Annotated in this window: 8 protein-coding genes; 5 read left to right on the top strand and 3 right to left on the bottom strand. The window is 50.3% G+C overall.

The window, feature by feature from the left end:
• From ettA to pyrC, 3 genes are all read right to left on the bottom strand, one after another.
• On the bottom strand, positions 1 to 1656 hold a 1656-nt coding region (gene ettA, locus OEW58_13040), incomplete at its 3' end, for an energy-dependent translational throttle protein EttA (protein ID MDH5302276.1).
• A 137-nt stretch (positions 1657 to 1793) separates the two neighbouring features.
• Positions 1794 to 2429, bottom strand: a complete 636-nt coding sequence (rnt, locus tag OEW58_13035) for a ribonuclease T (protein MDH5302275.1) — start codon at positions 2427 to 2429, stop codon at positions 1794 to 1796.
• Positions 2429 to 3466 carry a dihydroorotase gene (pyrC, locus tag OEW58_13030; protein MDH5302274.1) on the bottom strand — a complete coding sequence of 346 codons (1038 nt, stop codon included), beginning with the start codon at positions 3464 to 3466 and terminating at the stop codon, positions 2429 to 2431. Before pyrC ends, rnt begins: the two co-directional genes overlap by 1 nt.
• A 339-nt stretch (positions 3467 to 3805) precedes the next feature.
• Between pyrC and aceE the strand changes: the two genes are divergently transcribed.
• The 5 genes from aceE to OEW58_13005 all read left to right on the top strand — a co-directional run bounded on the left by aceE (position 3806) and on the right by OEW58_13005 (position 13341).
• Complete coding sequence (gene aceE, locus OEW58_13025) at positions 3806 to 6469, top strand: pyruvate dehydrogenase (acetyl-transferring), homodimeric type (GenBank protein ID MDH5302273.1); 2664 nt, start codon at positions 3806 to 3808, stop codon at positions 6467 to 6469.
• 27 nt (positions 6470 to 6496) lie between these two features.
• Entirely contained in the window at positions 6497 to 7789 is a 1293-nt protein-coding gene (gene aceF / locus OEW58_13020) for a dihydrolipoyllysine-residue acetyltransferase (protein ID MDH5302272.1), read from the top strand.
• Positions 7790 to 7872: 83 nt separating this feature from the next.
• Entirely contained in the window at positions 7873 to 9636 is a 1764-nt protein-coding gene (gene lpdA, locus OEW58_13015) for a dihydrolipoyl dehydrogenase (protein ID MDH5302271.1), read from the top strand.
• A gap of 484 nt (positions 9637 to 10120) precedes the next feature.
• On the top strand, positions 10121 to 12250 hold the full coding sequence (locus OEW58_13010) for a hypothetical protein (GenBank protein ID MDH5302270.1): 2130 nt from the start codon (positions 10121 to 10123) through the stop codon (positions 12248 to 12250).
• A gap of 248 nt (positions 12251 to 12498) precedes the next feature.
• On the top strand, positions 12499 to 13341 hold the full coding sequence (locus OEW58_13005) for a hypothetical protein (protein ID MDH5302269.1): 843 nt from the start codon (positions 12499 to 12501) through the stop codon (positions 13339 to 13341).
• The last annotated feature ends 286 nt before the right edge of the window (positions 13342 to 13627 follow it).

The raw sequence follows: 13627 nt of genomic DNA, 5'->3' as shown, positions 1-13627 counted from the left end.
TTTTTTGTACTTGAATCGGGTTGGTTCATCGGCGGCTTCACCGAACCGACGCTTGCGGTCGGCTTCGTAGTCAGCAAAGTTACCCTCGAACCATTCCACGTGGGCGTCACCTTCAAATGCCAGAATGTGAGTCGCGATCCGATCCAGGAACCAGCGATCGTGCGAGATAACCACGGCACAGCCGGGGAAGTCGAGCAAGGCTTCTTCGAGCGCGCGAAGGGTCTCTACGTCCAGGTCGTTGGTTGGTTCGTCAAGCAGCAGCACGTTGCCGCCACTGCGCAACAGTTTGGCCAGGTGCACGCGGTTGCGTTCACCGCCGGACAGTTCGCCGATACGCTTCTGTTGATCGGTGCCTTTGAAGTTAAAGCGTGACACATAGGCGCGCGAAGGTGTTTCGTAATTGCCGACGGTAATGATGTCCTGACCTTCGGAAATTTCTTCCCACACGGTTTTCTTGTCGTTCAGGCTGTCGCGGCTTTGATCAACGTGAGCCAGTTGAACTGTTTCGCCGTGAATAATTTCGCCGCCATCAGGCTGCTCCAGGCCGGCCAGCATGCGGAACAGGGTGGTTTTACCCGCACCGTTGGGGCCGATGATGCCGACGATACCGCCGGGTGGCAGACTGAAGTTGAGATTTTCCACCAGCAAACGATCACCAAAGCCTTTTTTCACGTTCTTCACTTCGATGACTTTGTCACCTAAACGTGGGCCGGGTGGAATGAAGATTTCCTTGGTTTCGTTGCGTTTCTGAGCCTCAACATTGGACAGTTCCTCGAAGCGGGCCAGACGCGCCTTGCTCTTGGCGTGACGACCTTTGGGGTTGGAGCGCACCCATTCCAATTCCTGTTTCATTGCTTTCATGCGGGCAGATTCAGATTTTTCTTCCTGCTGCAGGCGTTTTTCTTTTTGCTCCAGCCAGCTGGAGTAGTTGCCTTCCCAAGGAATGCCGTGGCCACGATCCAGTTCGAGAATCCAGCCAGCGACGTTGTCGAGGAAGTAGCGATCGTGGGTAATGGCGACGACAGTGCCTTTGAAGTCGTGAAGGAAACGTTCCAGCCAGGCGACGGATTCGGCGTCCAGGTGGTTGGTTGGTTCGTCCAGCAGCAGCATGTCGGGGCCGGAGAGCAGCAGTTTGCACAGCGCCACACGGCGTTTTTCACCGCCGGAAAGTTTAGTGACATCTGCGTCCCAGGGTGGAAGGTTTAGTGCGCTGGCGGCGACTTCCAGGGTGCGGTCCAGATTGTGGCCGTCGGTTGCTTGCAGAATATTTTCCAGCTCGGCTTGGCGTGCGGCGAGCGCATCAAAGTCTGCATCAGGTTCGGCGTAGGCAGCGTACACTTTGTCCAGCTCGGCCTGCGCATCCTTGATACTGCCCAAGGCTTCTTCGACATTGCCGCGGACATCTTTGCTGGTATCAAGCTGCGGTTCCTGTGGCAGGTAGCCGATGCGGATGTTGGGCATGGGGCGGGCTTCGCCGTCAATTTCCTTGTCGACGCCGGCCATGATGCGCAGCAGGGTGGATTTACCCGAACCGTTTAGACCCAGAACGCCGATTTTGGCGCCAGGAAAAAAGGATAAGGAGATATTTTTCAGGATTTCGCGTTTCGGCGGAACGATCTTGGAAACGCGGTTCATGGTGTAAACGTATTGTGCCATGGGGTACCGTTGTCTGATCAGTGGGAAACTGCGGGTAGTATATCACCGAACTGCGTTATGCGAAGGTGGCTGAATGGGGTGCGATAGCGCCGCTGCAGCCGGTGGGCAGCGGCGCCTGGGATTGAGAGATTGGCCAGTTAGAAAAAGTTGGCGCTGAGTTCCAGTTGGCGCCAGCGATTGACGATTTCGCAGAACAGGTCGGCGGTTTTTTCGGCGTCGTAGTCGGCGGAGTGAGCGTCGCTTTCGTTCCAGCTGATGCCTGCTTCCTTGGCTGCGCGCGCCAATACTGTCTGGCCATACGCCAGGCCGGCCAGGGTGGCGGTGTCAAAACTGCTGAACGGATGAAACGGGCTGCGTTTGGCCGCAGTGCGCTCAATGGCTGCATTGAGAAAATTCAAATCAAACGCTGAATTGTGGCCGACCAGAATGGCGCGGGTGCAATCGTAGCGTTTTACTGCCTGACGAATGGCTTTAAAGATGTTGGTGAGAACGTCCAGTTCGTCCTGGGCCAGACGAAACGGATGGTAAGGATCAATGCCGTTGAAATCCAGCGCGGCTTTTTCCAGATTGGCGCCCTTGAATGGGCGAACATGATAGTGCAGCGTTTGGCCGCGATGCAGAATGCCTTCCTCATCCATGTCAATCAGCACGGCGGCAATTTCCAGCAGCGCATCGGTTTGGTGGTTAAAACCTGCGGTTTCTACATCGATAACGACGGGCAAATAGCCGCGAAACCGTGAAGACATGGAGATGTTGGTATGGTCTAGCGGCATTAGTCTGCTTTCAGTTTCCAGCGTACGGTTTCGCCCGCACGGAAAGGGATGAGTTTGTCGCTGCCAAAAGCGTAGCTTTCAGGAACGTTCCATTCTTGTTTGACGAGGGTCACTTTGGTCGTGTTGCGTGGCAGGTTGTAAAAATCCGGGCCATTGAAGCTGGCAAAGGCTTCGAGTTTGTCCAGTGCGCCGGCTTGTTCGAATGCTTCGGCATACAATTCGATCGCCGCATGGGCACTGAAAATCCCGGCGCAGCCGCAGGCGGTTTCTTTGCGGTGCTGGGCATGTGGGGCACTGTCGGTGCCGAGGAAAAATTTCTTGCTGCCGCTGGTGGCCGCTGCGAGCAATTTAACCCGGTGGGTTTCGCGCTTGAGTACCGGCAGGCAGTAATGATGTGGCCGAATGCCGCCTTGGAATAATGCGTTGCGATTGAGCAGCAAATGTTGCGGTGTCAGTGTGCCGCCGACGTGATTGCCATGGCTGTTCACAAAGTCGATGCCTTCGCCGGTGGTGATGTGTTCCAGCACCAGTTTTAATTTGGGAAAACGCTGCATCAGTGGCGACAACAATTCGTCAACGAAACGTGCCTCGCGATCAAAAACGTCAACATCGCTGCGCGTGACTTCACCGTGTACCAACAGTGGCAGACCGTGTTCCTCCATGGCCGCGATGGCATCGTAGCCTTTGTCGATGCTGGTCAGGCCGTGTTCGGAATTGGTGGTGGCACCTGCGGGGTAGAGTTTGACTGCGTGAACGTGTTCGCTTTGTGCCGCTTTCTTGATTTCATCCGCAGTGGTGTTGTTGGTCAGGTATAGCGTCATCAAGGGATTGAAATCGGGCTGTTCGGACGTGGCCGCCAGAACGCGTTCGCGGTAGGCCAGGGCCTGGTCAACTTTGGTGATCGGTGGCTGCAAGTTGGGCATCACAATGGCGCGCGCAAACTGGGTGGCAGTGAACGGCGCAACGGCATTCAGCGCCTCGCCATCACGAAGGTGCAAATGCCAGTCATCGGGGCGGGTCAGCGTTATGGATTGCATGGACTACAATAGCTCTCTGGTAGCACGGGGGCGTTATGATATCACAGCCGTCCAACTATTTGTTCTAGGTGAAGTTTGACGCACGATTGAGAGGGGAATGTGCGCTTGGGTACGGAAAAATTCCATCCAAAGTGCGCAACAATTGCGCGAATCGGCCGGCTGAATTTTTGACCAAATCCCTAAGTGTTTGATTAGTAAACGGCCCCACATTCCCATTGGCGCGCGAAACAGGTAAAATCGTTGACCTTTAACTTCAGTTCCTTGAAGATACGCCCTTTTTGGCGCAACAGATGGCCAGCGGCGAACCTAATTTGGATACACTTTTAAGAGGTTGGATGAATGTCCCAGCAATCGCAGTTACCGGATATCGACGCAGTTGAAACGCAGGAGTGGCTGGAAGCCCTTGAAGCCGTTGTAGAAAATGAAGGCGTAGAACGTGCGCACTTCCTGCTGGAACAAATGATCGATAAAGCCCGTCGTTCCGGTGCGAACCTACCGTATTCCGCGAATACCGCGTATGTGAATACCATTCCGCCCCACCTGGAAGCGCCCATTCCTGGCGACCAGGCGATCGAAGATCGCATTCGTTCCTTCATTCGCTGGAATGCGGCGGCAATGGTGGTAAAAGCCAATCGCAAGGCCTCTGAACTGGGTGGTCACATCGCCACGTTTGCCTCGGCAGCCGTGCTGTACGATGTGGGTTACAACCACTTTTGGCGTGCGCCCAGCCACGAGCATGGCGGCGATTTGATTTACTCTCAAGGTCACGCGTCTCCCGGTACCTATGCGCGTGCCTTTTTGGAAGGCCGTTTGACTGAACAGCAGTTGGACAACTTCCGTCAGGAAGTGGATGGCAATGGTTTGTCGTCTTATCCGCATCCGCATTTGATGCCCGATTTCTGGCAGTTCCCTACCGTATCTATGGGTCTGGGTCCGATCATGTCGATTTATCAGGCGCGCTTCATGAAGTATCTGCAAGATCGTGGTCTGGCTGATACCCGTGGACGCAAGGTCTGGGCATTCCTGGGCGATGGCGAAACTGATGAGCCAGAATCACTGGGCGCGATTTCGTTGGCTGGCCGTGAAAAACTGGAAAATCTGACTTGGGTTATCAACTGTAACCTGCAGCGTCTGGATGGTCCGGTGCGCGGTAACGGCAAAATCGTTCAGGAACTGGAAGCCCAGTTCCGCGGTGCCGGCTGGAACGTGATCAAAGTGCTGTGGGGTTCTTACTGGGATCCGTTGTTGGCCAGAGACAAAACTGGCCTGCTGCATCAGCGCATGATGGAAGTGGTTGACGGCGATCTGCAAAACTACAAAGCCAAAGATGGCGCTTACGTGCGCAAGCATTTCTTCGGCAAATATCCAGAGCTGCTGGAAATGGTTTCCAAGATGTCTGATGACGACATCTGGCGCCTGAATCGTGGTGGCCATGATCCGCACAAAGTTTACGCTGCGTACAAAGCCGCTGCCGAGTGCACTGATCGTCCGACCGTAATTCTGGCGCAAACCGTTAAAGGTTACGGCATGGGCGCAGCGGGTGAAGCACAAAATCGCACGCACTCGCAGAAGAAACTGGGCGGCGAAGAGATGATCTACATCCGCGATCGTTTCAACATTCCGTTGAACGACGAAGATGCCGCTGCGGCGAAATATTTCAAACCTGCCGACGACAGTCCCGAAATGCAGTACATGCATGCGCGCCGCAAAGAGCTGGGCGGTTACCTGCCTGTGCGTTTGCACGCTGCTGCACCGTTGGAAGTGCCTGCACTGGAAACATTCGATGTATTGCTCAAGGGCAGTGGCGACAAAGACATGTCCACCACCATGGGCTATGTGCGTATGCTGACATTGCTGTGCCGCGACAAGAAAATCGGCAAGAACATCGTGCCTATCGTGCCTGACGAAGCGCGTACTTTTGGTATGGAAGGTATGTTCCGTCAGTTGGGAATTTATTCTTCTGTGGGCCAGTTGTACACGCCACAGGACCAGGACGAGATTATGTTCTATAAAGAGGACAAATCTGGCCAGATTCTGGAAGAGGGCATTAACGAAGCCGGCTCCATGTCTTCATGGATTGCTGCAGCGACTTCCTACAGCGCGCACGGTGTAAACACCATTCCGTTCTACATTTACTACTCCATGTTTGGTTTCCAGCGTATCGGCGACTTGGCGTGGGCAGCGGGTGACATGCAGGCGCGTGGCTTCCTGATCGGTGCTACCGCAGGTCGTACCACACTGGCCGGTGAAGGTTTGCAACATCAGGACGGTCACGGTCTGGTGATGGCGGGCACGATTCCAAACTGCGTCAGCTACGATCCCACCTTCAACTACGAGTTGGCAGTGATTGTTCAGGACGGTCTGCGTCGCATGTATGCGAACCAGGAAAATGTTTTCTACTACATCACCACCATGAACGAAAACTACGTGCATCCAGCCATGCCTGCCGGTGTGGAAGAAGGCATTGTCAAAGGTTTGTACGAGTTCCGCAAAGGTGGCAAGAAAAAGCTGAAAGTGCAGCTGATGGGTTCCGGTACCATTCTGCGTGAAGTGATCGAAGCGGCAGATTTGCTGGCGGCCGACTGGAACGTCGATGCCGACATTCTGAGTGCAACCAGCTTTAACGAGTTGGCGCGTGAAGCGGCTGATTGCGAACGCTGGAATCGTTTGCATCCGACGGCAAAAGCACGCGTACCGTACGTGGCGCAAATGCTGGACGGTCGCAAAGGCCCGTTCATCGCTGCGACCGACTATATTCGCAGCTACGCTGATCAAATTCGCGAGTGGGTACCTGGTAAATATGTGGTACTGGGTACGGACGGTTTTGGTCGTTCCGACACCCGCGCACAGTTGCGTAAACACTTTGAAGTGAATGCAGTGAACGTGGTTGTGGCGTCTCTGAAGGCGCTGGCTGATGAAGGTCAGATCGATGCCAAAGTGGTGGCTGAAGCCATCGCCAAGTACGGCATTAACAGCGAAAAACGCAACCCGTTGTACGCATAAGACCTGCGGAATGAGCGAAGGAAAAAAATGAGTAAACAAATTCTTGTTCCTGACATTGGTGATTTCAGCGAAGTCGAAGTCATCGAAATTCTGGTGTCTCCTGGTGACACGATTGCTGCGGAAACGTCATTGATTTCTGTGGAGTCGGACAAAGCCTCCATGGAGATTCCCTCGCCTGAAGCCGGTGTGGTGAAAGAAATCAAAATTCAGATCGGCGACAAGGTTTCCGAAGGCAGTCTGATTTTGCTGCTGGAACCAGCGGCCGGTGCATCCGCTGCACCTCAAAAGGAAGCAGCCCCTGCTCCAGTGGCAGCCGCACCTGCACCTGTCGCGGCTCCCGCGCCAGCGGCAGCCAAGACGGCGGCTCCCGCGCCAGTGGCACAAAAAGTATCGCCCACGGCGAAGATTGATGAGGTCGCTTTCTCCAAGGCTTACGCAACACCGTCAGTGCGCAAATTCGCCCGTGAACTGGGTGTGGATTTGGGCAAGGTGGCTGGTTCTGGTCGTAAAGGTCGCATCACCAAGGAAGACGTGCAGAGCTTTGTGAAGCGTGCGCTGTCTCAGCCTGTGACTGGCGGTGGTCTGGGTATCGACCCGATGCCGGAAATCGATTTCAGTCAGTGGGGCGCGATCGAGAGCAAGCCGCTGACCAAGATCAACAAGCTCACCGGCAAAAATCTGCATCGCAACTGGCTCACTGTTCCGCACGTGACCCAGTTTGACGAAGCCGATATCACCGACATGGAAGAATTCCGCAAGCAATTGTCCGGCGATTACAAAGACCAGGGCATCCGTATCACGCCGCTGGTGTTCATGATGAAGGCGGTGGTTTCGGCGCTGAAGAAATATCCGCGCTTCAACGCGTCACTGGACCCGACTGGCGAAAATCTGATTTTCAAAAAGTACTACAACATCGGTATTGCGGTGGATACGCCCGATGGTTTGGTGGTGCCGGTGGTGCGCGATGTGGATCGCAAGTCCATCGTAGATCTGGCGGTTGAGCTGGGTGAAATCAGCATCAAGGCGCGCGACAAAAAGCTCAAGCCTTCTGACATGCAGGGTGGTTGCTTCACCATCTCCAGCTTGGGCGGCATCGGTGGCACCATGTTTACGCCGATCGTGAACGCGCCTGACGTGGCGATCCTGGGCGTTTCCCGCGCCAAGATGCAGCCAGTGTGGAATGGCAAGGAGTTTGAGCCGCGTTTGATGTTGCCGCTTTCCTTGTCTTACGATCATCGCGTGATTGACGGTGCTGATGGTGCGCGTTTCACCACGTTCCTCAGTCGCGTGTTGTCTGATACACGCCGCTTGTTGCTGTAGTCGCAGCGCTGAATTGAACTGAACTTGTGGGAGCACGATTTGCTCCCACAATGATTTTGCAAAGAATCAAATAGGATTTGCCCATGAGCAATATCGTAGAAATCAAGGTTCCTGACATCGGTGATTTTTCCGAAGTGGAAGTCATCGAAATTCTGGTTAGCGTTGGTGACCAGATCAAGGCGGAAACTTCGCTGATCTCGGTCGAGTCTGACAAAGCCTCCATGGAAATTCCTTCGCCGCAAGCTGGCGTGGTGAAAGAAATTTTGATCAAGCTGGGCGACAAGGTGAGCGAAGGTTCTGCCATCGTGAAACTGGAAGTGGGCGCACAAGCGGCAGCGGCTCCCAAGGCAGACAAGCCCGCAGCGGCCTCTGCAGCACCTGCACCAGCGGCTCCCGTCGCTGCGGCACCCAAGGCAGCGAGTTTTGCTGGCAAGGTCGACAAGCAGGCACAGACCGTGGTGCTGGGTTCTGGCCCTGGTGGTTACACTGCGGCATTCCGCGCAGCCGATCTGGGGCAGCAGGTGATTCTGATCGAACGCTATCAGTCCATCGGTGGGGTGTGTCTGAACGTCGGCTGTATTCCTTCCAAGGCACTGCTGCACACTGCACAGGTCATCAATGAAGCCGCCGAGTTCCACGAAATCGGCGTGGATTTCAACAAGCCAAAAATTGATCTGGACAAGTTGCGCGGTCACAAAAACAAAGTGGTCGGCAAGCTGACTGGTGGTCTGAAACAGTTGGCCAAACAGCGCAAGGTCGAAATCGTTCACGGCTATGGCAAATTTACTTCGCCCAACACCATCGAAGTGGTGGCGGATGACGGCAGCAAAACCGTGGTTGGTTTTGACAACTGTATCATCGCCGCCGGTTCACGCGTCACCAAACTGCCATTCATTCCCTGGAGTGATCCACGCGTAATGGATTCCACTGACGCGTTGGAAGTGCAGGAAGTTCCCAAGCGCCTGCTGGTGATTGGTGGCGGTATCATCGGTCTGGAAATGGCGACGGTGTACGATGCGCTGGGTGCCAAGGTCACGGTAGTGGAATTGTCAGCGGGCCTGATTCCTGGTGCTGATCGCGACGTGGTGCGTCCGCTGGAGCGCCGCATCAAAGGTCGGTACGAAAATATTTTCCTCAACACCAAAGTGACGGCCGTTGAATCTACCGACGCAGGCATGAAAGTCACCCTGGAAGATAAAAACGGCACGCGCACCGACACGTTTGACCGCGTACTGGTGTCCATCGGTCGTTCGCCCAACGGCAAACTGATCGACGCCGACAAAGCCGGTGTGACGGTGAACGACTGGGGTTTCATTCCCGTCGACAAACAACAGCGCACCAACGTGCCGCACATCTATGCGATCGGCGATATCGTCGGTCAGCCCATGCTGGCGCACAAGGCTACGCACGAAGGCAAGGTGGCCGCGCAGAACATCGCAGGCGAGAAATCGTTCTTCGACGCACGCACGATTCCATCGGTCTGCTACACCGATCCCGAAGTGGCGTGGATGGGCAAAACCGAAGAACAGTGCAAGGCCGAAGGCATCGAATACCACAAAGGCGTATTCCCTTGGGCGGCTTCCGGTCGTTCGCTGTCACTGGGCCGCGATGAGGGTATGACCAAAGTGCTGTTCGACGCCGATCACAAGATCATCGGTGCGGCGATGGTTGGCCCCAATGCCGGTGAACTGGTTGCCGAAGCGGTACTGGCGCTGGAAATGGGCGCGGACATCGAAGACATCGCTTTGACTGTTCATCCACACCCAACCCTGTCCGAGACGTTTAACTTCGCTGCCGAAGTGGCAGAGGGGACGTGTACGGATATTTATGCGCCGAAGAAAAAGTAAATGTGACGCTGGGGTCAGAGTACGCTTACTCTGACCCCGATAGCTCATCAAAAAGCCCGACCTGTGTGTCGGGCTTTTTGTTTTCAGGGCATTGTCTATGCTGGCGAATTTACAACATAAGGTTTGCTTCTTTTTGCTGACAGAGACTCATATTCGCAGGGTATGGCGTGCACAATAGCTGAAAAAATATTGACATTGACATCGACAAAAAATATGGTTATTTTCCAGTAATTCACTTCTCTCCACTATATGGCGAATGGATTTGTAGGTGTATGAGGCATGGATAGGCCGAAAAGTGTTAGCTACTGTGGAATGCGGTCAGAAGCAGTTGACACTATTCCGTTTTCTACGTTCTTTTCTCTTTTCTTCTCCGAATTTATTCTTTTGATTAACTCTTCCTGATTGGCAATAGATTGTTATTAGGAGCTGTAAAATTTTACGTATAAATTTTCTATTTGTGTGAAATTTAAAGAGGGTTGATAAGATGAAATTAATTTATCGCTTATTGTTGGTTTTTATATCGCTGATTCCCGTGGTATCGAATGCATTTGATACAAAAACCCATGTTTATATCGGTCAAAAAGTGATTGATGATTTGAATAGGTCGGGGGATAAATGGGGGAAAGTTAACATTCCTCCGTTTGGTGATTTTTCTATTAAGCCGGATGTTAGGGATGCAATTCTCAACAATCAGTCCGTGTACCTGATGGGAAATGTTGGACCAGATGGTTATCCAGATCTTATTGGTGGGCAACAGACTACGCACCCGGGGGGGGTGCATGGTGATCCTAATGGATGGAAAACGGATGCTTGGATGCAGTTTGTACTTAAAAAAGCGCAAGAAACCCCTTCCCCTAAAAATTTAGCGTTTGCATATGGTTTTCTGGGTCATGGTGCGGGTGATTTCTGGGCTCATACCTATGTGAATTGGTATTCTGGAGATCAGTTCGAATTATTTGACGAGGATAGGGTGCAAAATGAAACGCGCCATTCTGCTTTGGAGAAATACATTGCGAAGCACCAACCTATATTGGCGCAAGGAGATGTAAGTAATTTAGTCGCTACTGGGGAAATGCTCCCATTGGATTTTCTCACACAGATATTTATATCAAATGACGGGGTAAATTCAGAGTACGGAAAAATTGGTGCGACTACCCATCTGTGGGCAATGTATCAGATTGAGAAGAAATTAATCGAGCTAGAAAAGGATGCATACGATAACTCTTTGTGGGATATGCAAAATTCAGCTAGTCAGATATACGCATATTTTTATTCATCAACAGCTGGAATCGTAACTTTCGCTGCTGCGGAAGTCGTATCCCTTTCTGCTGATCTCGCAAATATAAGTAGATGCAGTTCTTGGCAGTGGTACATAAATTATGCGTGGTGTGCAAGTGTTGAGGTTACATATAAATTGATCTACGATGATCTGAAATCAGCTGAATCTACGTTAAGAAAAGCTAGGGATGACGTTGAAAAGGTTACTGCGGCAATTTTTAGCTATCAGAAGCATATTAGTCTATGGAGAGAAAGTGTGCAGAGAGCTAATCGCGCCTATATTAAGGCCAGCTCTAGAATGGCACAAGAATTTCTAAAGCCAGCTGGTGGTGATCCTATGCGGCATTTATCTAACTGGGCTTTGTGCTATGGAGGGGTTTATACGTCAATTTATCAGCCCGTAAACCAAGTTGCTTGTGAAGCTATTGGATTAACCGCTGATATGGTGAGCGAATTAAATAACGCTATTGGTTCAATAGCAAGCCTAGGCGAGGAATATTCTGAAATTCTTTTGATTGTAAATCCTACGCTATATAGCGTGGTTCAGGCGGCGAATCATATAAAATCTCTCACTGATCAGGTAAAGGATTTTGCAAAACGGAAATTTATTTCAGAATTTGTGGATAGTGAGGTTTTGGCATATGTAAATATTATTCAAGGGCATGTTGGTGATGCTGAGCTGAAAGCTGCATATGAGTTGACTGGATCGGGGAAGGGGTTGTTGGAAATATCGGATGTTGCTGAGCGAGTGAAGTCTGATATGAAAATCAAAATAGATGGAACTTTTGATCCTGATAAGTTTAACGTTGTTAAAAATTCTATTGTTATGGCTAAGCTAACTCTGTTGGGTGCAGATGGCTTGAATGAGCTTGTAAGTCGAGCGGGAATTAATAAATTCCCGAAATATAAAACATTTCCATTGTTCTTTGATGAGCCGGGATTTAGTATTTTTACAAAATCAGTCAGATCAATAGATGGCAATCATGCGTGGATGCCGGTGGCACCGCGAAATCCTCGCAAAGAAGGGTTTGTTGATAATAGTAGCGAAGATGAAAGGCATTTTGGCTACTATCTTACTGAGGACGGCTTTACTCAAATTGGCTTTAAGTTATGGCAGGAAGAAGAGGTTAGGGAAAAGGTGTTTTTAGCCATCTTCTCTGGTCCTTTGGCGCCGGGATTGGAGTATCCCCAGTCTCAAGGGATTAAGAGGGTTATCCCTGTTGATTATAAGGACTATGTTGCTTGCAATGTTAATCCATATCCCAAGGAAATAGGTGATCTCCGGTGCTATAGCGAATGGCTGGTACCAATAGTGTCTGGAATGTTGAATAACTAGAATGTGATCATTCAAACATGGCTTCTAGGATTTTTTTCGACACAGTGAATGTGCTGATTAAATATTCCTAGAAACTTTTTTAAATTGTAGAGTGATTGGGTTATGTATAATTCGTATTGAGAGTGAAATCAATCTAAACCTTGATTGAAAAGCCTGCTTAATAATGAATGATATATTGAAAATATATCGACGCAGGTTGGTGATTTAAATCACTGTTTTCTACTTTAGGTGAAGGTGTTCCTGTGAGGATGTTGGTTAATGGACTTGAAGAGGGATATTTTGGAGATAAATGGCCGTGTGCTTTTGTGCAGGATATGTATTTGCATGGAGGGAGATTGTTTGTGAGATTGATATCTTATTGTATATTGTTTTTTGTTTTAACTTCTTGTACATCGAGTGGTGATAAAGAGGGTAAAATTGGCTTGTCTGGAGTTTGGAAAATTTCTGTGGATTCCAATAAATTGGCTGCAAGTTATAAAGTTGGAATTAGGGAGGAGTCAGATTACATTGTTTTTGATTTGTGCGGATCTATATTTCGTAACGAAAAATTCGAAAAGAGTGGTGATGGATATTTTAAAAATAAGTCAGGCAAGGCGATAAAAATTATCGATAGAGAAAATATTGAACTTTTAGGCTCTGGATGGGGTATTTCACTGAGAAAAATTTCTGATGAAAGCTATTTTGAAGCTGGAAGTTTGCATATTGAAAGCGCTGATTTCACCGAGGTGTCGGCAAGCTCGAATGTGTGTGCAGCTTCTCAGGTTGTTGTTGGCGAGTATCCGACATCAATATTGATTGTTGCCCCGTATAGGAATGATATTGCAACTATCTCTGTGAATTTTAAAGGTCTTACCGGGAATGGAGATTTTGATAACTCTGATATTGAGATAAATCCAGATAGTTTGATGAAAAATAACTATTTTAGTATCACTTCAGATTCGTTATTTGAGCAGGTTGGATCAAGGACGTTGATATTTTTGAAAGGACACATAACCGTAGAAACGCTTACGCAAGATATTGTTAAATTACAATTTAATCTTGAATCTAATGACGGCCATTTCATTGCTGGAACCGTTAATGTTAGGGTGTAGGACGGGTGTGTTTACCTGTATGTGATAGCGTAACAGTTCAAAAAATCGCATGCCATGGAAATAACAGACTCATGGTGAGGTTGCGCAATATGGATCAGGGATCGGGATCAATGGGGTCATAGTCTTTGATTTTTGGAAATTAGGTTAGTAGAACTTTTGAAAGTGCAAGGAGAGCATGGTGGCTAGATTAAAGCGTCTTTATGTGAAGTGGGTTTCACAATGCATTGTTTAGCGGGGTAATGATAGACAGGCTTGTTTCTACTGCGATGACGATTACCGGGTATAT

Source organism: Gammaproteobacteria bacterium (genome assembly GCA_029884425.1).
In the GTDB taxonomy this organism is placed as follows: domain Bacteria; phylum Pseudomonadota; class Gammaproteobacteria; order S012-40; family S012-40; genus JAOUHV01.
Note: the sequence above shows the minus strand (reverse complement) of the source record. Positions and strands in the feature narration are given on the sequence as shown.

What these genes read in the sequence shown, in the direction of transcription:
- rnt (MDH5302275.1), bottom strand. Translation starts at nt 2,429, where the DNA reads ATGCCGCTAGACCATACCAACATCTCCATGTCTTCACGGTTTCGCGGC.
- aceF (MDH5302272.1), top strand. Translation starts at nt 6,497, where the DNA reads ATGAGTAAACAAATTCTTGTTCCTGACATTGGTGATTTCAGCGAAGTC.
- OEW58_13010 (MDH5302270.1), top strand. Translation starts at nt 10,121, where the DNA reads ATGAAATTAATTTATCGCTTATTGTTGGTTTTTATATCGCTGATTCCC.
- OEW58_13005 (MDH5302269.1), top strand. Translation starts at nt 12,499, where the DNA reads ATGTTGGTTAATGGACTTGAAGAGGGATATTTTGGAGATAAATGGCCG.
- lpdA (MDH5302271.1), top strand. Translation starts at nt 7,873, where the DNA reads ATGAGCAATATCGTAGAAATCAAGGTTCCTGACATCGGTGATTTTTCC.
- aceE (MDH5302273.1), top strand. Translation starts at nt 3,806, where the DNA reads ATGTCCCAGCAATCGCAGTTACCGGATATCGACGCAGTTGAAACGCAG.
- pyrC (MDH5302274.1), bottom strand. Translation starts at nt 3,466, where the DNA reads ATGCAATCCATAACGCTGACCCGCCCCGATGACTGGCATTTGCACCTT.